Below are 23,140 nucleotides of genomic sequence, written 5' to 3'. Positions count from 1 at the left end.
AAGTTTGCGATGCCATTTAATGCAACTATCGCCTACTTGATACCACAAATTCCTCAACCCATTGCGCTTTCAACTGTCTACTCCCAAACCAGTCTCATAAAGAAAGTGATATATATCACTTTTCAACCATTATGCTATCCTTTAGAATCCGCCATCCTTATTTATGTGACCGAGTCACATCACTAGCAGAGTAACTTCATGGTCAAATTCCGTTCGCTGTCGATTGCACTTATCGCATTGATTAGCGGGGCTATTTCCCCAACCCTACAAGCCTTTGAGCTCCCTCTATTTAAAGCGGAGGCAGAAGAGCGTGGTTATACGTTACCTGAAGCCATTGGTCTGAGTTTTGGCTATATGAACGTTTCTCAAGGGATTAATGTAGATTCCATTACATTAGCAGGTCTAGGTCCACTAGATGATATCGGCATTAAAACTAAAGGCGGCTATCAAGAGAGCCAAGTTATCACTTTTAAAGCAGATGTATGGGTACTACCTTTTTTGAATTTTTATGCGATAGGTGGCAAATTAGATGGCTACTCAGAAACGACCATTAGCCACGTTAAGCTGATCCCTAACCTCCCTGGGGATGGTATTGCAATAAACGAGCCTTTTCGACTTGATTTAGATGGCTATACTTATGGCGCAGGCACGGTTATTGCTGGAGGCTATGAGAGTGTTTTTGCCCTCGTTGATGCCAGCTATACCAAAACAAGCTTGACTGTCATAGATGGAGAAATCGATTCAATCGTTATCTCTCCACGTATAGGGTATGATTTTTCAAGAAATAGTGATTGGCCGATCAGAGCTTGGGTTGGCGCACAATATCAAAATATAGAACAAACCTTATCCGGTAGTATTAATGAATTGCCTTTAGGCGGCATTTCCTTACCAGACAACGCTAAATTTACCGTAAACCAGAGCTTAGCTAACAATTGGAACTCTTTAGTCGGCGCTCAATACGAATTCACCCCTAACTGGGTGCTAATCAGTGAAATTGGTTTTGGACAAAGAAAAAGTTTCTTCATGACATTAGATGCCAGATTCTAATCACAAATAGCAGTCCTCGATACTAGCAGCCACTCAACACTGGATGAGTGGCTCACTTTATACACCGCTTAACTTTCTTTACTACTCGTTTCCACTTCGCTGATTTTCTGCGATTTCTTCGTTGCCTCTAGCATAATTGGCAGCAGTACCAAACTGTAGACAAGAATGCTCGACAAGGCGATCGTTAACACCAGTCCGATAGAGTGCATCCCTTGATGCTTAGCGACAATTAATGCGCCAAACGTCGCAAGTGTCGTTAAGCAGCTGATTAGGGACGCCTTAGGTGTAGAGGTCTTAAAAAACGCCTCCAAACTGCCCACCGCGCGAAAACGCTTAACGATATGAATGCCATTATCCACTCCCAAGCCAAAAATCAGCGGTACCACGATAATATTCGCCATGTTCATCGATAAATTGAGCCAATACATCATCCCCAACGTGGTGATGGTCGCTAAGCCTAACGGAATAAAGATCAACACAATGTCGCGTTTTTTGTTCACGGTCCATATCAGGATCAACGCGATCGCCAGGATCGACATCAAAATCGCCGCTTTAAAGGCATCAACAACAATAACGCCCACTTCTTTTTCCGCGACGGCACGCCCTGTCGCGTTCGGAGCAATAAACTGCACATCGCTAATAAACTGGTTTAGTTCTACCACATTACTCATGTCGCCTTGCGGCGTGACGGCCACCAACCACTCACCTTGCTCACTGATATAACGTTGATATAACGAGCGAGGCAAATCTTTAACAATACTAAGTGGCGCGCTAGTAGAACCAAATGCAGATAAAGTATCACTGTCTAGGCTAGAAAATAGCGTTTGCGTCAGTGACTCAAGCTCAGCAGTATTATCATTAGCAAGACTCGGAATACGCTCGGCATGTGGCCAGCCCTTTTCCACTGCCAACCGCTTAAATTCACTTAATGACAATGGCTTGGCTGTCATATTGGGCTGCAAAGTTTCAGACAATTGCTGCGCACGTTGATTCAATTGTGTCGGCATAAAATCACTGGCTATGATGACTTGGCTAACCGTGGGTTCGTTAAGTAACTGGGACTTCCATTGCTGGGCTTCTTGCTTGTTTTTGGCGACAGCGTATAACTGATAGCTGGAGCCGAGCCCATGTTGTTGCAGGGCGTACAACCCTAACACCGACTCCGATTGCGGGTTTTTCAATACTAACGTAGAAAAATCAAACTTAAATTGAGTCGCGCCATAACCCATCACCAATGACACGCAAACCATTAACAAGGTGATCGCTCGCTTATAGTTAGAAAGCCCACGACCAAAAGAAGAAAAATAACGTGTGTCAGCTTTGTGTTTTACCGTAGGGTAACCAAATAAGGTGAAAAACAGTGGGATAACCACAAATGTGGCTAATAATCCGAGGAGCATACCTAAAGCGGAAACAATACCTAGCTCACCCAGCCCCGTATAAGCCGTGGGATAAAAGCTAAGAAAACCGATACCAGAAGAAAGCGCGCACAGAGCTAGCGGGCGAAACGAATGAGCGGCGGCATGCGCTAGACTATGACGGTTATCTTCGCCTTTCACCCTGAGCTCTTGGATATGAAGACAAAGATGAATGGAAAAGTCGACGGCCAGACCAATAAACATCACCATAAACACAATAGAAATGGTGTTATAAGACCCCACCACAAACAGACCGGCGGCGAATGTCCACACCAAGCCAATGATGACCGTCAAATAGCATGCAACGATGACGCGAAGCGAGCGAATGCCGATGGCAAGGATCAACACTAAGCCAATCAATGACGCACTACCCGCAATGGCGATGCTATTGTTGGCATCAACGATTTCGTCGAAATCTAACGCCGCTTGACCTGTCACCTGAACATCAACATTGGATGGTACACCCGCAGCCGTTACTGCATGATGAATCGCCTCGATAATGGCTCTGTTTGGCTCTTTGACGCTATCATCTGGCTGCGCAACCAGCGTAATAGCATAGGCGCTTGGCGGTTTAATATGCCCACTTAGCTCACTTGCCCAATCAAATTTCTGACCGCTGGCTGCGGACAATAAAGGCTCAAGTATATTCTCGTTAGCTTTATCTGCCTGTAGAGAACTATCTAAATTTAGAGAACTATCAACCGTGGCACTAGTTCGATCAGCCAATTGCCCTAAATACACATCCAAGCGCTGGGCATTAGCGCCCGCAACCAAAGGCGCAACCTGTTGGCTGGCAACCGCTTTAAGGGTTTGATAGTCACTGTCGGAGATAAAACCTAAAGCATGTTGCTGGAACCAAGACAAAGTTGAAGGGGCAAAGACATCTTTAATGACAGAAGACGAGGTCAACTCATTAGCGAGTGATTCAACGCTTTGCTTAGCACGCTCACCATCTTGGCTGGTGACTAACACCACCACATTGCCCGTTTCAGGAAATGCCTTTTCAAGGTGAGCGAGATTATCAACCCACGCTCCATCTTGTTTCACTAAAGAGGAAAGGTCAGCGTTCATTTTGAAATGCTGTTGCCCGTACCAAGCACTAGCTGCAGTCAGCGAAAGTACTAAAAAGAGAACACACTTCGGGAAGCGTTGAATAAAGGTAATAAGTTGATTCACGATAAATTGACAGTAAGTAGCGATAAGACGTTAAGTTTAACTCAAAAACGTAAAAGTCCAGTCAGATTATTGTTAGTACGACTTGCTTTCTTGCCACTTTTACTTTTTCACGAGTTTATATCAACCTGTCTTTAAAGGCGGCTTATATAGCCCTTCCAATAACCGTCTTGGCAAGAATCTCCATCAAAAAAGGAGCCGAGGCTCCTTTTTGTTCTACTTTCATCCGATCATAATCACTCGAGCCAGCTCTAGCTATTCTTGATCAATCATCCACTTACGGAATTCTTTGCGCTCTTGTTTGGAAGCTTTTAAATACCAAGCCTGCAGCTGGCCAACATTATCTGATGCTTGCGATGCAACCACTTCTTTAGACGCTGCGCTAGCTGACGCTTTAGAAGCACTGGCTCCTGTCGTGGCAGCTACCGACGTTGCTACTGCTGTCGTTGCGACAGCCGCAGTGGCAACAGGGGCAGCAGACTTCGCGACCACCATTTCACCGGAGGTAAAGCTAATACCTCGCTCAGCATTATGCGCGGCGATGAGCTCGTCCATTTGCATGTACGGCATAAACCCATCTTTACCTTTCAGCTTTTCCTGCTCATACGCTAGGGCATAACCATCTTGCGTCACGCGCCACTGCGGCGTGTCACCACGAAAGGCCACTTTCGCTTCTTGCTCGCTACGCGCCACTGGGTGATTAATCTTCACCTCTTCCCCAGTCACATTCACCGTGAGGACATAGGGTGCAGACGTGTAAACATTCGAGCTGCTGCCTTTGCCTAGTTTTTTATCCATGCGAACCACAACTTGGTTTTCGCCTTGATCGAGCTCGTTTTTACCAATTCTTTCTTCGGCTTCTTGACCGTTAATAAAGTAAACCGAGACACCCTTCATTGGCACAAGCGTCGCCGCATTTACACTAAACGCCAGCCCTAATGTGGCGAGAACAACCATACTATTTTTCACGATCGGCTTCCTTTACTGCTGCCTACTAACTTACAAACAGCATGACACAGAGAACTCCTGCAAAAAAGGATTTTTTAGATAAATTGACACCTAAATCACTCATTCACAAACGTAAAAAAGCCACCCTAGGGTGGCTTTTAGAGTATTCTTTTAGCTTAAAGCTAGATTAGAACTCTGCTTTTGCACCAATTGCAAAACCAACACCGTTTTGCGCGTAGTAGTTGTTTGTAGAATCAACTTCTGAGTAACCGTTGCTTCCACCTACTTCAGCATAAACTGTTGCTGACGGCGCTACTTTGTAGCCAGCATTCACGAACCAGTTAGTCTCGCTGTCATTGTTAGCTGTTTCTGTTGCAGAAATCTTAACTGTCTGGTCGCCATCTACGCTCACTTGGCTTACACCACCAGCAAAAATCCATTGGTTCAGAGTATAGTCAGCAGCAAAACCGTAAGTTTGTGCTGTTACTGAATCACCAGCTTTAGGAGACATTTCCATGTTGTAGTAACCTAGCTCAAGGTTAAGGTTTTCTACACCAGCCCAACGACCTTCGATTGCGTAAAGTGACTCTTTGTCGCCTTCAGTCATTGCAGCACCTATACCAGCACCTTTGAATTCAGCTTGGCCGTAGAAAGCAGTGAAGTCAAAATCTGCTACGCGGTAACCAATTTTCGCATCGACCATGTTACCATTTTCACCAAGACCAGAGTTCATATTCTTATCTTGCTTGTAAGCAACACCACCGTAGAAGTTGCCTTTATCAAGGTCATAACGTAGCGATTCATCAGCGCCAAATGGAGAGCCATTTGAGAAGAAAGAGTTTAGACCAAATTGGTAGTCAGAACCGATACCTGCGTCATCTAGGATAGAATCTAGGCGACCAACGATTAGAGAGCCTGCTGCTTGAGAGTAGATACCTACGTAAGTGTTACCAGCTTTAACCGCACTGTTAGTTAGTCCATTATCTGCACTGCCGTCGAATTCCCAGTAAGCGCCGAATTGTAGGTCATCGTTAATTGCGTAACGAACATCAAAACCAAAATCCGCATCTTGGATTTCTTGTTTAGTTGTTGCATCGTCTTCGAAACCTTTCTTGTAAACAACTTCGATGTCGCCTTTAAGGTCAACAGTTACGTTGTTTGCGTTATAAATTTCGATACCTGCTTGCGCAGAACCCGCTGCCAATACTGCTAGAGCTACTAGAGTCTTTTTCATGATAATCCACTGCCTTTTCATTAGATGGGAATTCCCTTTCGGTTCCCTTTTTTAATATATATCGCGCCAAAATCATTTTTTAGAACAACAACCTTTTGCTCTTAAGTCGTTTCAGCGTCGTTAAATCTCGAAATCAAGAATGCAAAAGTTATAAGACAATGTCAAACCCTCTAAAGTAAATATGTCAAATTATATAAACCCATTAAATACAGGCACTTAACCAAACATGCGTGATGCGTCGCAAAGTTTAGAATGCCTCTAACCATGCAATGCACCTATTAAAACAGCCATACAATACAGAGCTAACCTCTTCATAGAGTCGACAAAAACCGCAAAAAGCAGAATAAACACCTGACGATATATGTTTTTTGGAGGTTTATATTTTTTGACTAACGAAAGATATCTAGACCCATGAAAGTTCACTCAATTTTTGTGACATTGATCAAAACTATCGCCGTAAAATGGTGATGAGAATCTCTGAATGTCACCAATCGAAGTGTGCTATCATCGCCGCACTGCAATTTGGATCACAGTATGACAACCAGTAAAATACAATCATCAATTCGCCAAAGTTATCAAAACCTGCAACATCAACTGGATAACTTCGTCCCTAGACGTGCACAAAACTACCTCGTGTCTGAAATTGCCAAGACGTTACTTGGTCAATACCACAAGTCGACGCGTATTATTGTCGCGGAGGCAGGGACAGGCATTGGCAAAAGTCTGTCTTATTTAATGGCAGCGATTCCTATCGCCGTGCAAAACAATCGCAAAATAGTCATCTCTACTGCGACGGTGGCACTGCAAGAGCAGTTACTTGATAAAGATTTACCTTTGTTTCGACGTATTACTGACCAAAATTTCTCTTTTATCATTGCCAAAGGTCGTCAGCGCTATTGCTGCGCAGAAAAGTTAGCCGTAGCGTGCGGCGCTGGCCAAGGGGATACTGATAACAGCCAGCTTGCCATGTTTGAGTCCAAGCCCAAGAAAAGTGATATCAAACAACTTCATGATATGTACGAAAAATTGTCGAACAATAAGTGGAATGGTGACCGAGACTCTTGGCCAGCGCCCATTGATGACGCTATTTGGCAAACTATTGTGAGTGAAAAGCATAGCTGTAATAGCGGTCTACCGGCCCATCGACAGTGCCCTTTTGCCAAAGCACGTTCAGAGCTAGACAAAAATGATGTCATTATTGCTAACCATAGCTTAGTCATGGCCGACGCCGATCTAGGCGGTGGCGTGATTTTGCCTGAACCGGAAAATACCATTTTTATCTTTGATGAAGCCCATCACTTACCCCATGTCGCCCGAGACCACGCTTCAGCCTCATCGACATTAAAAGGGGCAGTGAGTTGGTTAGAGCGGCTAAACCAAGCGGTATCGAAGTTCTCTGGACTGGCCGATGAAAAGCGCGTTGGTCGTTTTCGCAATGAATTGCAAGATTCGATTCAGCAACTTATACCAATACTGGGGGAAGTGAATACCTTCTGTTCATCCCTTACCTTTGAAGAAAGCTATTGCCGGTTTGAAGATGGGGAATTGCCGACGTGGCTTGAAACACAAGCGAAAGATCTAAAATCTATCACTCAAAAAGGCGCACAAGCCTCAGGTAAAATAGCGGATTTGATTTCAGAACGCCTCAAAGATGGCGAAATTGCCGCTAAACTCGCCGAGCCAGCACTAGCAGAGCTGGGCTTTTATATTCAAAGGTTTGAGAACCTCGCGGCCGTATGGCGGCTCATGAGTGAGCCTAAGAAAGAAAAAGGCGCGCCACTTGCGCGCTGGATTGAACAGAGTAAAGAGCGCGATAACGACCATATTATTAGCGTGTCGCCTTTAGAAGTGGGTTGGCAGCTCGACCAGCAGATCTGGTCTCGTTGCATTGGCGCGGTGTTGGTCTCGGCCACCATGCGAGCGTTAAATTCATTTTCTTTCTTTTGCCACCAAAGTGGCATTAGTCAAAAAGAAGAAGATGGCGTGCAATTTTTGGCGCTGGCGTCACCGTTTGATTACGCTAATCAAGCTGAACTTATTGTGCCAAAAATGAAATATGAACCACAGGCCACGCCGTTTACCGATGAGCTGAAAGAAAAACTGATGCAGTACATCGCCCATGGTAAAAGTAATCTGGTGCTGTTTTCTTCCTATTGGCAGATGAACCAAGTCGCTAACGACATTAAAGGCAAATTTGCCTTAAAAGGCTGGCACCTGCAGATCCAGGGCGAAACATCACGCACAGAAATTCTAAATAAACATAAAACACTGACTCAATGCGGTAAAACCAGTGTACTTTTTGGCACCGGCAGCTTTTCTGAAGGGCTAGATCTGCCTGGAGAGTTACTTGAAAACCTCATTATTACCAAAATACCATTTGGAGTACCGACTTCACCGATTGAACAAGCGCATGCCGAATATATCGAACGTAAAGGCGGCAATCCATTTCTACAGATTACAGTTCCTGAGGCCAGTAAAAAGCTGATACAATCAGCCGGACGTCTATTACGTAAAGAAAGAGATTGCGGTACCTTGTATATTCTAGACAGGCGCATCGTAACAAAAAGGTATGGCAAGTCACTTCTCGATTCCCTACCCCCATTTAAAAGAACTATCGAATACTAAGGTGACAGGTCTCCATGGAATTTATTGAACCAAGCATGTTAGTGGTGCTTGCGCTCGTCGCATTTGTGGCAGGCTTTATCGATGCGGTTGCCGGCGGTGGCGGTATGCTCACGGTGCCCGCCTTGCTTTCTCTTGGGCTACCTCCTCATATTGCCCTTGGCACCAACAAATTAGCGGCGACGTTCGCCTCATCCACGGCGGCGTTTACTTACTATCGTAAACGGCTGTTTAACCCAGAGTGCTGGAAAAGAGCGTTTATCGCCACGCTGATTGGTGCCACCTTGGGTACATTTGTCGTGGATATGATTTCAACAGAGTGGTTGGAAAAAGTATTACCTCTCGTCATTCTTGCCGCGGCTCTGTATACCGTTTTTCATAAATCACCGAGTGCCGATGGCAATGGTGTTAACAAAGGCTGCCCTAAATTCAACCGTAAGCAATACCTACAAGGCTTGTCACTTGGCTTCTATGACGGTGTAGCTGGCCCTGGAACTGGCGCATTTTGGACGGTAAGTTCAATGGCGTTATATCGGTTAAATATTCTCCTTGCTTCTGGGTTGGCGAAAGCCATGAACTTCACCAGTAATTTTACATCGTTAGTGACGTTTGCGTTCCTCGGCCATATTAACTGGGTACTAGGACTCACCATGGGTGTTTGTCTCATGGCTGGTGCTTATATCGGAGCCCATTCGGCAATTAAATTTGGCGGTAAGTTCATTCGCCCTATTTTTGTCACCGTGGTAAGTATTCTTGCCATTAAACTGGCTTACGATGCCTGGTTTTAGATACCTGATTTTATAGGCTTGAATGGCAAAGCTTAGGTTTTAATGGCAAGGCTTCGCTTTGAACACCCGCACCAATATCAAGCACTCTATAATTACTGTGCGACTGACCACTGAGACAGAAAGATGAAACTCAAGGATTTGCATACTCGTTTAGAAAAACTACGTCAATCGGCCGCCGCCTATGATGCGGAGCGGAAAAAGAGCACCGTGCTGTTATTCGATGATCAACTTTTCAATGCATCCTCTCGTTTTCTTTCACCGTGCGTTCATGAAGCAAAAGATAACCTAAGGCAGCTTTCGTCTCCTTCAATTTCTCTAACTAAAGCCCAGTACTTAGCGGATCGCCTAGTGGCTCAACTCGAAGCGTTAGAAAGAGCCCTTGCGCCATTTGCTCAGTCCAATCCTAACGCCCAAGAGTCGCAAGACCTGCATAGCCAATTGCGTCAGCACAAAGAATGGGAAGCCCGATTATGTGCATTGGTCAGGCATAAAGAAAGTCTGTTAGGATCTGGGGGAAATAAGGACGAGCTTGAACAAGAATGGCAAGTGGCTGAACAGCGATTGCAACGTTGTCGAGCAGCTTTGCTCAACATCGAACATCAAATTAATGAAAGTGAGAAGTTTCTATAATGACAACAAATCAAGGTTTAGAGCATGCGCCTGAAGACGTTAAACTGGCGGTTGATCTTATTTATTTATTAGAGAGCAATGACATCTCTCCAGAAGTCGCGCTCAAAGCGCTTGATATGGTGCGCGCGGATTTACTACGTCAGATCGAGCAAGATCAATCATCAATCTGATTTGTCATTCGCCCAGTTAAAACTTAGCGCTTCAAAATGAAACGCTAAGTGGCTTAAAAAGCATAAGCAAAGAAAAGGCGTAGGCTCAACTACGCTGCATCTCTTTCTCCACCAATAGCCGCTCTAGCGTATCGCCGCTACACCTTAAATTGATTCATCAACGTCTGCTGCTGCGATGACAATTTGTAAATATCGTTACCGACATTTTCTGACTCACCCGCTTGCTGCAAGATCTTAGCACTCAAATCACGGATATTAGTGACATTTTGATTCACTTCCGTTGACACCGACTGCTGCTCTTCCGCCGCTTTAACGATTTGTGAGTTCATATCATTAATCGCAGAAATAGATTCAAAGATCCTACTCAGCGATGTCACTGCCTGTTGGACATGTGTTGCTGTGGAATCCGCTAATTGAGATCCTTGTTGGATGGCATTCACCACATCTTTTGTGCCAGTTTGCACACGCTCGATCACTTCACGGATCTCGCCGACCGAATCATGTGTGCGGCTAGCTAAATTACGCACTTCATCCGCAACGACAGCAAAACCCCGTCCCTGCTCTCCTGCACGAGCAGCTTCTATCGCTGCGTTAAGCGCAAGTAGATTGGTTTGCTCAGAAATCCCCTCAATGACGGCCAAAATAGCGGTGATATTGGCGTTATTCTGTGCCAACTCTTCGACAATTGGTACGGTGGCTTTCATTTGCTCAACCAATCTGACCATTTCAGCGGCAGACAGTTCAGCGACTTCTTGCCCTTGGCTAGCTGAGTCATTAGCGGAGGCGGCAGCTTGGACTGCTGTTTCCGCATTTTGTACCACTAACGACGCCGTTTGTGTCATTTCTTCCGACGCTGTCGCGACTAAATCCACCTCTCTAAACTGAGAGTCACAACTCACTCGACTCGATGCAGCCGTCGACTTCGCCTGCTCCGCCGTTTCAATGACTTGTTTTGACGTCGTGGCAACCTGTGAAATAGTTGACTGTAGCTTCTCTAAAAAGGCATTAAACTGCGTGGCTAGCTGACCTATCTCATCTCCAGACTTAACGTCTAATCGCTGCGTTAAGTCTCCCTCACCTGTGGCAATATCCTCTAGTCTCGATACAACTTCACGAATGGGTTTTACCAAGCTATGAGACATAACACCGATAATAACTAAGCCAATAATCACGAATCCAGCACCAACTATGATCTCACTAACGATCCCCTCTTCTAATTGAGATGACAGCGTTTGATCTAGGCGAATCGCATCGCTTAATACCGAACTTCTTGGCATATCAAAAAATACGCCCCAAGTTTGATTGGCAATAGAGATTGGGTTAAACACGGTTAACCATTCACCATCGGCACTCCATTGGATTACCGCTTCTTCTCCAAACATCAAGTCCGTTACTTGATCGTTTGACAAAACAGAGCTGACAAATGGCGTACCTGCTTTTATCTCAGGGTTATCACTGGCAATCACTGACTCATTTAAACTGACAATGTTGACCTGACCATCTCCCCCAAACAAACTCGTATCCGACTGCGTGACAGTTTGTGCTAGTTGCGTTAGACGTAAATCAATACCTAAAAAGCCAATAATCATGTTATCAACTTCAATTGGCAGCGATAACGAGGAACTTAAGTGCGTGCTGCCCCCTATTTGCGTTGCCTTGGGTGTACTTACACAGGCAGATTCTGTCGCCAACGGACAGTAGAATCGTTCCGCGTCTGCAAGATTATCGAGATCAGCCTGACTCAATACCTGGCGATTGGCATTTTCACCCGTCTCCGTAATTTTCCAGTAAGTGGCAAACTGACCGCGTTCATTGGAGCCGACATAATCCGCCCCTTCATAATTTGAGTCTTCGCCATCGAGTCGATTTGGTTTAAAGACTAAGTACGCCCCTTCAATTGAAGGAAACTGAATAACGGCTTTACGAAGCATTTCATCTAACGCGGTACGTAAGTCTTCGCTTGGCACAAAGTTCTCTTCCGCGTTCGACTTTTGAAATACTGCGTTAGAAATAAGCATCTCTGCTCGAAAAATCGCTTCGCTGAAATAGTCTTTGACTTCCCGAGCATTAATTTCGGCCCGCGCTTCTAATAACGCCTCCGATTTATCTACGACAGACTGAGAACTAAGTTGCTGTGTGGCTTTTTGATTATTGGTGGCGTTGTAAAGTGAAAAACTAATCAGCGCGAGAGAAGTAAATAATAAACAACAGCCGGCTAAAATCGTAATTTTCCACTGAACGGAGAGAGTTCGCATAATACATCCTTTTCGCAAACGGTTATCCATATAGAGATGTTATCGACAGAACATCCTTTTTATTGAGCTTTTTATTACAACATGATTACACCTCTAGCTCAATAATTTGAAGTATACCCATCTCTATGACAATGCTAGTATTTCTGTAATCGGATCGGAAAAATACAGGACCATCTCCCATGAAAGTCATCAGTTTTAACATCAATGGACTCAGAGCCAGACTGCATCAGTTGCAAGCCGTCATTGATAAACACCAGCCCGATGTGATCGGACTACAGGAAATCAAAGTACATAATGATGCCTTTCCAATTGAAGACGTCGAAGCCATGGGCTATCACGTTTATTTTCATGGCCAAAAAGCACACTATGGCGTAGCGATGCTATGTAAGCACAAACCAACATCTGTGCAGTACGGGTTCCCTACCGATAACGACGACCATCAAAAACGCATGATCATGGCAACGTTTGATAATGAAGAGGGTAAAAAAGTCACGGTGCTCAACGGCTACTTTCCTCAGGGTGACAACATCGCTCATGAAACTAAATTCCCGTATAAACGTGAATTTTACAACGACCTAATGACTTATTTAGATGAACACCACACGCCTGAAGACGAGGTCATCATTATGGGCGATATAAATATCAGCCCGATAGACTTAGATATTGGCATTGGTGCTCCTAACCAAAAGCGCTGGCTCAAAACGGGCAAATGCTCATTTCAACCAGAAGAGCGAGAGTGGCTAAAGCGCCTACTTGACTGGGGCTTTATTGATACTTTCCGTCAATTACACCCCAATGTTGATGATCAATTTTCATGGTTTGACTACCGTTCAAAAGGATTTGTTGACAACCGCGGGCTGCGAATCGATGTTGTTCTCGCCACCCCACCGCTATCAACTCGATGTGTCGAAGCGGGTATTGACTACGAACTACGTGGCATAGAGAAACCTTCTGACCATGCACCTATTTGGTCAACGTTTAAGTAAGACGAAACGCGGATATTTAATTATCAAAGACTAGACAGCGCTCATGAATAGGCATGTGCCAAAATAAAAAAGCGCCGTGAGTTTCAACCACGGCGCTTTTTATTATCAATTACTTATTGACCATCATCTCTTTACAGCCACTCACATTAACACTCACTAGCTTAACGGTCGTAAATACGCCAGGAAGCGTTTTTCTGCGTTTTTAAATACCCAAAGAATAATAAACGTCAACGCCATATAAAATAAGCCAGCCGCCAAGAAAGACTCAAAAGGCGCATAGTAGCGAGCGTTTACCAACCTTGCTGCACCTGTTAAGTCCATAATAGTCACAATCCCTGCTACGGCAGAACCATGTAACATGAAGATCACTTCGTTACTATACGCCGGAAGTGCACGACGTAGCGCACTTGGCAAAATGATTCGGCGATAGGTTTTCCAATACCCCATTCCATACGCTTTGGCAGCTTCGACTTCGCCTTTTGGTAAACCATTAATCGCACCGCGGATAATCTCTGCCGTATACGCAGACGTGTTTAGTACGAATGCGACAAGCGCACAGAACCATGCATTCTCCCACAAGGTGTCTTTGACTGGGAAAAATTGATCCATACCATAATAAATAAGATAAAGCTGGACAAGTAGCGGTGTGCCACGGAAGAAATAGATAAAAGCCCACGAAGGTGCGATCGCAAAGTAGTTGTTACTATTTCGAGCAATTGCCAGCGGTATGGCGACACACAAACCGATCACAAGCGCCAGTGATACTAGCCATGCTGTCGTCCATAGTCCGTCAAGGTAAACAGGAAAACTGTCGATAATGATAGAAAAGTCCATATCTACCTCGTATGAATACTGAATTTGCGTTCAACTAGCTTGAGCAAGCCTGTCGATACCGCAGTAAAAAACAAAAAGATTAGCGCAACCGTCATGTAAAACGTAAATGGCATCTTGGTAGACCCTGCCGCTAACGAGCTTACTCGTACCATGTCTTCCAAACCAATGATGGAGACAAGCGCCGTTGTTTTCAATAAGACTAACCAGTTGTTACCGAAGCCAGGCAAGGCATGTCTGATCATCTGCGGTAATAAGATACGTCGAAAAGCCATGGGGCCGCTCATACCGTAGGCTTTAGCCGCTTCCATCTCACCTTTGTCAACTGCCATAATGGCGCCTCGAAAGGTCTCGGCCATATACGCACCAAAGATGAAACCTATGGTCAGAACACCGGCAATGAACGGTGAAACATCAATATAATCCGGTAAATAAGATGTCCACTCATGATTAGGATCACTGGATGTAAACCAGTTATTGAGCCATTCATTGGCCGCATACAGGCTATTATTAAGTAGAATCTGGCCGCCAAAGAAGATCAACATCATCAGCACCAAGTCTGGTATGCCGCGAATAACGGTTGTATATAGCGTGGCTATCGCACGTGCCCAACGATAAGGCGCAAGTTTAGCCAACGCACCTAACATGCCCAAAAGCATGGCAAGAATGAGCGACAACACCGCGACTTCTATCGTCAACACCGCCCCTTTTAAAATTGAGGCTTCATATCCTTGTAAATCGAGCATAGCTTCTTCCAACAGCGAAACTTAAATATTGATAAACTTACCAAATACGTTATCGAGCCCTATTTGGTAAAAAGGCTTGAGATAACACTCAAGCCTTATCAAAGCGTAACTAGATGAGTAAATTACTCACCGTATACGTCGTAGTTAAAGTATTTTGCAGCGATATCTTGATAGATACCTTTCTCACGAAGTGACAGGATTGCCGCATCCAATTGCTTAGTAAGATCTTTATCTTGTTTACGCACTGCAATACCGAAGCCGTCACCAAACCATTTTGGATCCGTTAAAGAAGGACCAACGAATTCGTATGCTTCTCCGCCGTCTTTCTTAAGTACCCCGTCTTCCAATGCTGACGCATCACCAAGTACCGCAGCAATACGACCGTTACCTAGGTCTAGATAAGCTTCATCGAATGAGCCATAACGTACGATTTCAACGCTATCGCCGAAGTTGTCGGTTAGATATTTGTCATGAGTCGTTGCACGTTGTACGCCGATTTTCACACCATTTAGATTTTCAAAATCGATACCCGCATCTTTCTTAGCAATAAATTTGTTCGGGATCAGTGCGTATTTACCAGTGAAATCAATTTTCTTTTTACGTTCTTCCGTAATCGACATCGCGGCAATGATTGCGTCATATTTACGAGCTAATAACGAAGGAATAATGCCATCCCAATCTTGAGGAACGATGACACATTTTGCTTTCAACTCTTCACAAAGCGCATTCGCCATGTCAACGTCAAAACCTTTCAAAGACCCATCTGCTTCAGTCCAGCTGAACGGAGGGTACGCACCTTCAATGCCAAAGCGCACTGTTTTCCATTCCTTTGCTTGTGCTACTCCAGTCGCTGCTGTTGCAACAATCGCTGCAGCTAATAACCACTTTTTCATTTCCATACTCCTGTGATTGACATTATGTCTAACTTAACATTATTTTTGTGTTGTTTTGATTTTGTGTTGTGTTGCTTTTTATCGTTAATTCAATAGCACTCAAAATAGAGATGCTCTTAAACTAATATATCGAAGAAATAAATTGTTTTAAACGTTCTGATTTCGGCGCAGTAAAAAGCAGTGCTGGGTCGCCCTGCTCTTCCACCAACCCTTGATGAAGAAACATGACGTGGTTAGACACATCACGTGCAAATGCCATTTCATGGGTGACCACGAGCATGGTTCGCCCTTCTTCCGCTAGATCACGCATCACACCTAACACTTCCCCTACCAATTCTGGGTCCAGTGCAGATGTCGGTTCGTCAAACAACATGACTTCAGGGTCAACGGCAAGTGCTCGAGCGATGGCCGCTCGTTGCTGCTGACCACCAGACAAATGACCGGGGTAGTAATCCTTGCGTTCGTAAAGACCGACTTTTTTCAAGAGTAGTTCTGCGTTTTCAATCGCTTGAGCTTTAGGGACTCCGAGTACGTGAATAGGTGCTTCAATGACGTTTTCTAGTACTGTCATGTGAGACCACAAATTGAACCCTTGGAACACCATCGCTAGACGTGAACGAATACGCTGTACCTGCTTTTCGTTAACCGGCACGGATTCACCAGATCGGTTATTTTTCATCTGAATCAGTTCACCGTTGACCCAGATCTCGCCTTGAGTCGGTGTTTCTAGAAGATTAATGCAGCGAAGAAATGTACTTTTACCAGAACCTGATGAGCCAATTATTGAGATGACATCACCTTTATGAGCGGTAAGGGAGATCCCCTTTAAAACTTCATTTTGACCAAATGTCTTGTGCAGTTCTTTTATGTCCAGCGCTGGTACATCATTCATGCGCTTGTGCTCCCTGTATTTTATTGACTGCGAAGGTACTCCGACCTTTTGATATTCGATACAAGCTAGCACTACAGCGTGTGGCTTGCAACAAATTATTAACCTAATATACCCGCGAATTCAGAGATTATAACTGAGAAAATATGCATGTTAAAGTGCTTTAACCTCGCCTTTATGAATAATAGTAGCCAATAGATGCAAATTTAGTCACTTGCTGCTCGTTACAAAAATCAATTCGATATATTTCCAACTTGTTACATACATCCGCTTAATACTAGAATTTACACCTATTAAAAATGCCAATGTGTAGTTTATAAGTCCAACTTATATGTCATTAGCGATACTTATTTCTGTTGGGGTTATTGATAGAAATGAGAGTTGAGTAATGATTTTCTAATATCTGCTCACCAGAGCGCATAAAAAAACAGCACGCTGAGCGTGCTGTTTTTTCTTTTCATAATCGGTTTCCAAGGACGTATTGTCCGTTACGCTGGCGTATCCCATAGCGAAAACGCCTGCTCGGCAGTAAACTTACCATCCAGTAGTGCTCGCCCAACAATGACTCCAGACACACCACTGCCCTTCAAAGCAGCAATATCATCCAAACTGCCAATACCGCCTGACGATTGAAACTGGACTTGTGGGTATTGCTGACATAAATCGACGTAAAGCTCTACATTACTGCCTTTAAGCGTTCCGTCTCGTGAAATATCGGTACATAACACATGAGTTAAACCAACCGTCAAGTAATCATCAATTAGCGCTTCGATGGTCACCCCAGAATCTTCTTGCCAACCAGAGATGGCGACATTTCTGACACCATTGGCATCAATGTTAATATCAAGTGCAAGGACAATTTTTTCAGGACCATATTTTTCCATCCATCCCTTCACTAATTCAGGCTCCTTGACCGCTGTCGAACCGACGACCACGCGCTGAGCACCCGCTTCTAATAAGTCGACCACGTCTTGTTCACTACGTACCCCTCCACCAATCTGTATGTGGGCAGGCGTACTCGCTAGCAAGGTCGCAATTAAATCCAATTGGCGTGCTGTCGTGTCTTTCGCGCCAGTGAGATCAACAAGATGCAGCCAATCTGCACCCGCTTGATGGTAAAGGTTGAACTGCTGAGCAGGATCCACCTTATACTCGGTGACTTGACCGTAGTCACCTTGGTAAAGTCGAACAACTTGTCCTTCGATTAAATCGAGCGCTGGAATTATCACCGTTAAGTCCCTTTCACTAATATTTATAAATGGCTATCTGTTGTGTTAGCTATCAACACACCATCGTGATGCTGATTCATTGGTTTGTCATTGATAAAAATGCGTTATACCAACTCAAGAAAATTCTGGATTAGCTTTGACCCAGCTTTCGACGAACGCTCTGGGTGAAATTGAACCCCATAGTAATGGCCACTTTGGATAGCCGCACTAAAAGGAGACCCATAATCACACTGTGCAATGGTATAGTCACCCACCGGCATACCAAAGCTATGTACAAAGTAGAAATACTCCGAATCTTCAATACCCGAAAATAAGGGATTTCCGTCATCCGCCTTCACAGTATTCCAGCCCATGTGTGGCAATGGTAAGTCGCCCGTTTCTAGCTTTTTAACTTCGCCAGCACAAAGACCAAGGCAATCGACTATCTCGTCAGCTTTTTGCCCTTTCTCTTGAGACAGTTTTCCTAACAACTGCATACCCAGACAAATTCCAAGTAGTGGCTGTTCGACTTTTTTCACAAGCTCAATTAGATCTCGCTCTTCGAGGTTTTTCATCGCCTCACTCGCTGTGCCTACACCGGGTAAAAACAATTTATCCGCGGCGAGTACAATATCTGCGTCTTTTGATATCGTGACCTTGTAACCAAGGCGTTCAATAGCAAACTTAACGGATGACACATTGGCACAGCCGGTATCAATAATGACAACCTTTTGTTCTGTTTTAGCCATTACAGCACCCCTTTACTGCTCGGGAGCTCGTTACCTTCCACTTTTATCGCCTGACGTAAGGTTCGACCAAACGCTTTAAAGAGGCTTTCAATAATGTGGTGATCATTGTGACCTGATGACGAAAGGTGCAGCGTGCACGCTAAGGTATCTGTCAATGAACGGAAAAAGTGCACGACCATCTCCGTGGACAGATCACCAACTTGTTCGCGGGAAAATTCCGCTTCAAACTTCAGATATGGGCGTCCGGATAAATCCAGTCCACATTGTGCTAAACATTCGTCCATTGGTAAGCTGAATCCAAATCGTCCAATACCGCGCTTATCACCTAATGCTTCTTTCAGTGCCTGACCGAGTGCCAACGCTGTGTCTTCAATCGTGTGATGATCATCGATATGGAGATCACCTTTCACGTCAATTTTCATTTGAAAACCACCATGTGTGGCAATTTGATCCAACATATGGTCAAAGAAACCCATTCCGGTAGAAATCTCGTTACCGCCGGCTTCATCAAGATTAACCAACACCTTAATATCCGTTTCTTTTGTTGTTCTTATGACTTCTGCGGTACGAGCGTTAACCGTGAGATCTTTGAGAATTTCTCTCCAACCCATCTTTTGCGGATGATATTGGATACCGCGAATGGCCATGTTTTCGGCAAGCTGCAAATCGGTCTCTCGATCACCGATAACAACCGATGTTTTAAAGTCTACCTTGCCGCTTTGTAAATATTCTTTCACCATGCCCAGCTTGGGCTTACGGCACGAACAATTATCTTCATCAAAGTGCGGACAAATAAGTACATCGTCAAATTTAACACCTTGTGACTCAAAGATTTCCATCATCATATCTTGAGGTGCATCAAAATCAGCTTGAGGATAGCTGTCCGTACCCAGTCCATCTTGGTTGGTTACCATCACAAGTCGGTAACCCGCATTTTGCAACGCTAGCAAGCTTGGGATGACATACGGCTCTAATTTCAGCTTGTCCAAACGATCGACTTGAAAGTCAACCGGTGGCTCGACGATCAGCGTGCCATCGCGGTCGATAAATAAGATTTTTTGTTGATTGCTCACTATAAATTCCTTGTCAGTATGCTCTTTTAGGCAGCGCTTTGATTAATTTGATTGCGGATAAATGCCAACGTTTTTTCGCACTCTTCACGATTACCAACACTGATACGTACACAGTTTTCGATGGGTGAATTGCGTAAAATAATACCGTTTTCCCACGTAGCTTTGAATACATCCTCACCATCGTTGAATTCAACGAGCAGATAATTCCCCCACCCTTCATGAACCACGACACCTGGCAAGAGCGATAAGCCCGCTTGTAGATAAGCTCGGTTGGCATTGAGATCCAATACTTGGTATTTAGTGCGGGCCAAGCCCTGTTCAGATAACGCTTGAATCGCAATATCAGCGACAGGGACTGGTACTGGATAAGGCGCAATCACCTTGAGAAGTACATTAATAAGCGATTCATTTGCTAGGGTAAAGCCGCAACGCAACCCAGCAAGCGCAAACGCCTTAGATAAAGTACGTAAGATCGCCAGATTAGGGTATTTTTTAAGTAAATCGACCGTTGATGCCTCAGGACAGAAATCGATATACGCCTCGTCCATCACGACAATGGCTTTATCTTTGGTCATTTCGAGTAAGGCAATAATATCATCTCGGTTGACCAAGTTACCTGTTGGGTTGTTAGGGCTACAAACAAATACCAACTTTACTGAGTCCAAGTTTGCTTCGATCGCGGGAAGATCGAGTTGCCACTCTGTCGTCAATGGTACAATTTTTCTCTCAACGCCAATGGTTTCTGCGCTAATGGCATACATTCCATAGGTCGGCGGACAATATAAAATGCTGTCTTCACCGGGCTCGCAAAAAGCACGAATCAATAGCTCAATGCCTTCATCTGCACCACGTGAAGTTAATGTTTGACTCGCCTCAACACCAGCATAAGAAGCGTAGGCTTCGATAAGCGCTTTTGGCTGGCATTCGCTGTACCGATTAAGACGAGCAAAATCTGTTTTGTATTCATTGTCAAATGGGGATTCGTTGGCGTTCAACCAAATGTCGCCAGTGCCACCAATGCGCCTTGCTGACATGTAAGGCGTTAATGCTTGAACTTGTTTACGAGCCAATTTTTCCATTACTTCTGCTCCTGCATTAGCTTTTCTACTCGTATTGTCACTGCACGCTTGTGTGCATCTAACCCTTCCGCTTCTGCCATTGTTACTACGGTTGGTGCAAGTAACTGTAACCCTTGCTTTGACAGTTCTTGTACAGTCATACGCTTAGAAAAATCAGCTAAACCTAGGCTCGAGTGCGTTCTTGTATAACCGTAAGTTGGCAGTACGTGGTTCGTTCCAGACGCATAATCTCCAACCGATTCCGGCGACCAGTCACCTAAGAATATAGAACCTGCATTGTCGAGTAATGAAAGCAGTTCACGCGGATTCTTAGTCTGAACAATGAGATGCTCTGGACCGTAATAATTAGAAATGGAGACACACTGAGTCAGCGAATCAGCAATGATAACCAAACTCGATCCTAACGCTTTCTCTGCAATATCGGCACGCGACAACGTTTTTAATTGGTTACGTACCGCTTCTGTAACTTGGTCTGCCAGTACTGCAGACGGTGTCACGAGAACAACCTGAGAATCCGGACCATGCTCGGCTTGGCTCAGCAGATCCGCTGCGATGAATTCTGGGTCGGCACTATCATCAGCGATGACCAACACTTCAGAAGGACCCGCAGGCATGTCGATTGCGGCACCACGAAAATCATTACTCACCTGGCGCTTAGCTTCTGTGACATAGGCGTTGCCCGGACCAAAGATTTTATCCACTTTAGCGACCGTTTCTGTCCCATAAGCCATGGCAGCAACTGCCTGACCCCCACCAATGTTATACACTTCATCAATCTTACATAGCTTTGCTACATACAAGATTTCATCAGCAATAGGTGGCGGCGAACACAACACAACTTTTCGGCACCCCGCAATTTGTGCTGGCACACCCAACATCAATACCGTTGACGGCAGAGGCGCACTCCCACCAGGAATATACAAGCCCACTTTATTAATTGGACGAGTCACTTGCTCACAAACTACGCCAGGTTGTGTCTCTACCTTAAGTGGTTGTGGCTTTTGCGCTTTATGAAACGTCGAAATATTGGCATACGCCTGTTCTAGTGCTTGCTTCATTTTCGCCGAGAGACGATCTGAGGCCGCGTCAATCTCATCACTAGATACTCGAATTGAGTCCGGACGAACCTTATCAAATTTTTCGGTCAACGCTAGTACCGCGCTGTCGCCGCCTTGACGCACTTGATCAATCACTGAAGACACAGCAGCGGTAATGCTCGCTCCATCAGCGATCGCGGGACGCTCCAAAATTGATTCCTGCTGAGGTTGGCTCAATGAGCGCCATACAACGGTTCTCATAGTCATTACCCCATCATTTTTTCAATTGGCAACACAAGAATTGAACTAGCGCCTAGCTCTTTTAAGCCCTCCATGGTTTCCCAGAATAGATTTTCGGTACTCACTAAGTGAACCGCAACACGCTCTTTATCAGTCGATAGTGGCAATACTGTTGGATCTTCGGCACCAGGCAACAATGCTTTAATCTGCTCGAGTTTTTCAACTGGGGCATGCAGCATAATATACTTAGACTCTTTCGCTTGCTGCACCCCTTGCATACGAGTGAGTAGCTTTTCAATCAACGCCTGCTTATCCGCGTCAAACTCGCCTTTACGCTGAATGAGTGTCGCTTTAGAACGGAAGATCACTTCCGCTTCTTTTAAGCCATTAGCTTCTAGCGTTGCACCTGTTGAGACCAAATCAGCAATCGCATCTGCAAGCCCTGCTCGTGGCGCGACTTCTACTGAGCCCGTTAGCATACAAGCACTGAAGTTGACACCTTGCTCATCCATATAGGATTTAAGTAGCTGCGGGTACGTTGTGGCGATGCGCTTGCCTGCCAAATCTTGCGGTCCGTTATACGTTTCGTCTTTATCAATCGCGATCGATAAACGACACCCACCGAAATCTAGGCGGCGCAGTGTTAGGAACTCGTTAGGCTCACCCAGTGCAATACGGTCTAAACGCACTTCTTCTAGTTCATTTTCACCAATGAAGCCGAGATCGACGACACCATCCATAATGAGTCCAGGAATGTCATCATCACGAACCAATAACAAATCAATTGGCATATTTAGTGAATGAACCACAAGGCGTTCACCCATTACATTGAATTTTACTCCACATTTTTTTAACAGGTCTTGGCTGTCTCGGCTAAGACGACCTTTCTTTTGAATTGCGATTCTTAGGCGTTGTGATTGCATTGCTGTATCCCTGTGCAAATTATTGATTTCTTGAATGATAAAACGGAAAAACCCTCGGGAGCTTTAGTCTCCCGAGGGTTAAATTCTTAAATATTGCTTCGAACCACCGAGAGTTATTTTAGCTCTCAGGTATGCGTGCATCTCCCGAAAGACTAGATTGGGTGATGATGGTGATGATGAATGTTCATATCGTTATTACGC

20 protein-coding genes and 1 other annotated feature are annotated in these 23,140 nt (G+C 44.8%); of the genes, 6 read left to right on the top strand and 14 right to left on the bottom strand.

All coding sequences use genetic code 11. The features are described from left to right. Positions 1-198: 198 nt before the first annotated feature. The gene (locus M9196_RS06575) at positions 199-1,047 is read left to right on the top strand and encodes a TonB-dependent receptor (protein ID WP_250616728.1); all 849 of its coding nucleotides are present in this window, start codon (positions 199-201) and stop codon (positions 1,045-1,047) included. A 68-nt stretch (positions 1,048-1,115) separates the two neighbouring features. Here M9196_RS06575 and M9196_RS06570 read toward each other — a convergent pair whose 3' ends face one another. From M9196_RS06570 to M9196_RS06560, 3 genes are all read right to left on the bottom strand, one after another. Next, complete coding sequence (locus M9196_RS06570) at positions 1,116-3,536, bottom strand: MMPL family transporter (RefSeq protein WP_250616727.1); 2,421 nt, start codon at positions 3,534-3,536, stop codon at positions 1,116-1,118. 357 nt (positions 3,537-3,893) lie between these two features. Continuing rightward, on the bottom strand, positions 3,894-4,607 hold the full coding sequence (locus M9196_RS06565) for a DUF2057 family protein (protein WP_250616726.1): 714 nt from the start codon (positions 4,605-4,607) through the stop codon (positions 3,894-3,896). 166 nt (positions 4,608-4,773) lie between these two features. After that, a complete protein-coding gene (locus M9196_RS06560; RefSeq protein ID WP_250616725.1) occupies positions 4,774-5,820 on the bottom strand; it encodes a porin in 1,047 nt (348 codons plus the stop codon). 534 nt (positions 5,821-6,354) lie between these two features. Between M9196_RS06560 and dinG the strand changes: the two genes are divergently transcribed. The 4 genes from dinG (at position 6,355) to rsmS (ending at position 10,030) form a co-directional block, all read left to right on the top strand. After that, complete coding sequence (gene dinG, locus M9196_RS06555; RefSeq protein ID WP_250616724.1) at positions 6,355-8,445, top strand: ATP-dependent DNA helicase DinG; 2,091 nt, start codon at positions 6,355-6,357, stop codon at positions 8,443-8,445. A 14-nt stretch (positions 8,446-8,459) separates the two neighbouring features. After that, complete coding sequence (locus M9196_RS06550; protein ID WP_250616723.1) at positions 8,460-9,230, top strand: TSUP family transporter; 771 nt, start codon at positions 8,460-8,462, stop codon at positions 9,228-9,230. A 123-nt stretch (positions 9,231-9,353) separates the two neighbouring features. Next, positions 9,354-9,860, top strand: coding sequence for a primosomal replication protein (locus tag M9196_RS06545; protein WP_250616722.1), 507 nt, complete (start codon positions 9,354-9,356; stop codon positions 9,858-9,860). Continuing rightward, positions 9,860-10,030, top strand: coding sequence for a pleiotropic regulatory protein RsmS (rsmS, locus tag M9196_RS06540; protein WP_250616721.1), 171 nt, complete (start codon positions 9,860-9,862; stop codon positions 10,028-10,030). The genes M9196_RS06545 and rsmS overlap by 1 nt, the downstream gene beginning before the upstream one ends. Positions 10,031-10,167: 137 nt before the next feature. Here the strand turns inward: rsmS and M9196_RS06535 are convergent, their stop codons facing one another. After that, positions 10,168-12,285 carry a methyl-accepting chemotaxis protein gene (locus M9196_RS06535; protein WP_250616720.1) on the bottom strand — a complete coding sequence of 706 codons (2,118 nt, stop codon included), beginning with the start codon at positions 12,283-12,285 and terminating at the stop codon, positions 10,168-10,170. Between the two features lie 179 nt (positions 12,286-12,464). On the opposite strand from M9196_RS06535, the gene xthA reads away from it, so the two are divergent. Beyond that, complete coding sequence (gene xthA, locus M9196_RS06530) at positions 12,465-13,271, top strand: exodeoxyribonuclease III (protein WP_250616719.1); 807 nt, start codon at positions 12,465-12,467, stop codon at positions 13,269-13,271. A gap of 156 nt (positions 13,272-13,427) precedes the next feature. Here the strand turns inward: xthA and M9196_RS06525 are convergent, their stop codons facing one another. From M9196_RS06525 to hisG, 10 genes are all read right to left on the bottom strand, one after another. Then, a complete protein-coding gene (locus tag M9196_RS06525) occupies positions 13,428-14,105 on the bottom strand; it encodes an ABC transporter permease (protein ID WP_250616718.1) in 678 nt (225 codons plus the stop codon). Positions 14,106-14,107: 2 nt separating this feature from the next. After that, the gene (locus M9196_RS06520; RefSeq protein WP_250616717.1) at positions 14,108-14,848 is read right to left on the bottom strand and encodes an ABC transporter permease; all 741 of its coding nucleotides are present in this window, start codon (positions 14,846-14,848) and stop codon (positions 14,108-14,110) included. Between the two features lie 122 nt (positions 14,849-14,970). After that, on the bottom strand, positions 14,971-15,741 hold the full coding sequence (locus tag M9196_RS06515; RefSeq protein WP_250616716.1) for an ABC transporter substrate-binding protein: 771 nt from the start codon (positions 15,739-15,741) through the stop codon (positions 14,971-14,973). A gap of 121 nt (positions 15,742-15,862) precedes the next feature. After that, positions 15,863-16,633 (bottom strand): ABC transporter ATP-binding protein, encoded by a 771-nt coding sequence (locus M9196_RS06510; protein WP_250616715.1) that lies wholly within the window; start codon positions 16,631-16,633, stop codon positions 15,863-15,865. A 485-nt stretch (positions 16,634-17,118) separates the two neighbouring features. Next, positions 17,119-17,859, bottom strand: coding sequence for a 1-(5-phosphoribosyl)-5-[(5-phosphoribosylamino)methylideneamino]imidazole-4-carboxamide isomerase (hisA, locus tag M9196_RS06505; protein ID WP_250616714.1), 741 nt, complete (start codon positions 17,857-17,859; stop codon positions 17,119-17,121). 104 nt (positions 17,860-17,963) lie between these two features. Further along, positions 17,964-18,587 (bottom strand): imidazole glycerol phosphate synthase subunit HisH, encoded by a 624-nt coding sequence (gene hisH, locus M9196_RS06500; RefSeq protein ID WP_250616713.1) that lies wholly within the window; start codon positions 18,585-18,587, stop codon positions 17,964-17,966. Continuing rightward, positions 18,587-19,660, bottom strand: coding sequence for a bifunctional histidinol-phosphatase/imidazoleglycerol-phosphate dehydratase HisB (gene hisB / locus M9196_RS06495; protein WP_250616712.1), 1,074 nt, complete (start codon positions 19,658-19,660; stop codon positions 18,587-18,589). Before hisB ends, hisH begins: the two co-directional genes overlap by 1 nt. Before the next feature lie 26 nt (positions 19,661-19,686). Further along, positions 19,687-20,739, bottom strand: coding sequence for a histidinol-phosphate transaminase (gene hisC, locus M9196_RS06490; RefSeq protein ID WP_250616711.1), 1,053 nt, complete (start codon positions 20,737-20,739; stop codon positions 19,687-19,689). Continuing rightward, positions 20,739-22,037, bottom strand: coding sequence for a histidinol dehydrogenase (gene hisD / locus M9196_RS06485; RefSeq protein ID WP_250616710.1), 1,299 nt, complete (start codon positions 22,035-22,037; stop codon positions 20,739-20,741). Before hisD ends, hisC begins: the two co-directional genes overlap by 1 nt. A gap of 5 nt (positions 22,038-22,042) precedes the next feature. Next, positions 22,043-22,939, bottom strand: coding sequence for an ATP phosphoribosyltransferase (gene hisG, locus M9196_RS06480; RefSeq protein ID WP_250616709.1), 897 nt, complete (start codon positions 22,937-22,939; stop codon positions 22,043-22,045). Positions 22,940-22,981: 42 nt separating this feature from the next. Beyond that, positions 22,982-23,116 (bottom strand) — a sequence feature (His leader region). Between the last annotated feature and the right edge of the window lie 24 nt (positions 23,117-23,140).

Source organism: Vibrio methylphosphonaticus (assembly GCF_023634655.1).
Lineage (GTDB): Bacteria > Pseudomonadota > Gammaproteobacteria > Enterobacterales > Vibrionaceae > Vibrio > Vibrio methylphosphonaticus.
The sequence above is the reverse complement of the archived record's forward strand: the minus strand, read 5'-3'. Positions and strand labels throughout refer to the sequence as shown.

Excerpts from the sequence above, each read along its gene's own strand:
- M9196_RS06575 (WP_250616728.1), top strand. The coding sequence starts at position 199 with ATGGTCAAATTCCGTTCGCTGTCGATTGCACTTATCGCATTGATTAGC.
- M9196_RS06570 (WP_250616727.1), bottom strand. The coding sequence starts at position 3,536 with ATGAACGCTGACCTTTCCTCTTTAGTGAAACAAGATGGAGCGTGGGTT.
- M9196_RS06560 (WP_250616725.1), bottom strand. The coding sequence starts at position 5,820 with ATGAAAAAGACTCTAGTAGCTCTAGCAGTATTGGCAGCGGGTTCTGCG.
- dinG (WP_250616724.1), top strand. The coding sequence starts at position 6,355 with ATGACAACCAGTAAAATACAATCATCAATTCGCCAAAGTTATCAAAAC.
- M9196_RS06550 (WP_250616723.1), top strand. The coding sequence starts at position 8,460 with ATGGAATTTATTGAACCAAGCATGTTAGTGGTGCTTGCGCTCGTCGCA.
- M9196_RS06545 (WP_250616722.1), top strand. The coding sequence starts at position 9,354 with ATGAAACTCAAGGATTTGCATACTCGTTTAGAAAAACTACGTCAATCG.
- rsmS (WP_250616721.1), top strand. The coding sequence starts at position 9,860 with ATGACAACAAATCAAGGTTTAGAGCATGCGCCTGAAGACGTTAAACTG.
- M9196_RS06535 (WP_250616720.1), bottom strand. The coding sequence starts at position 12,285 with ATGCGAACTCTCTCCGTTCAGTGGAAAATTACGATTTTAGCCGGCTGT.
- xthA (WP_250616719.1), top strand. The coding sequence starts at position 12,465 with ATGAAAGTCATCAGTTTTAACATCAATGGACTCAGAGCCAGACTGCAT.
- M9196_RS06525 (WP_250616718.1), bottom strand. The coding sequence starts at position 14,105 with ATGGACTTTTCTATCATTATCGACAGTTTTCCTGTTTACCTTGACGGA.
- M9196_RS06520 (WP_250616717.1), bottom strand. The coding sequence starts at position 14,848 with ATGCTCGATTTACAAGGATATGAAGCCTCAATTTTAAAAGGGGCGGTG.
- M9196_RS06515 (WP_250616716.1), bottom strand. The coding sequence starts at position 15,741 with ATGAAAAAGTGGTTATTAGCTGCAGCGATTGTTGCAACAGCAGCGACT.
- M9196_RS06510 (WP_250616715.1), bottom strand. The coding sequence starts at position 16,633 with ATGAATGATGTACCAGCGCTGGACATAAAAGAACTGCACAAGACATTT.
- hisH (WP_250616713.1), bottom strand. The coding sequence starts at position 18,587 with ATGGCTAAAACAGAACAAAAGGTTGTCATTATTGATACCGGCTGTGCC.
- hisC (WP_250616711.1), bottom strand. The coding sequence starts at position 20,739 with ATGGAAAAATTGGCTCGTAAACAAGTTCAAGCATTAACGCCTTACATG.
- hisD (WP_250616710.1), bottom strand. The coding sequence starts at position 22,037 with ATGAGAACCGTTGTATGGCGCTCATTGAGCCAACCTCAGCAGGAATCA.
- hisG (WP_250616709.1), bottom strand. The coding sequence starts at position 22,939 with ATGCAATCACAACGCCTAAGAATCGCAATTCAAAAGAAAGGTCGTCTT.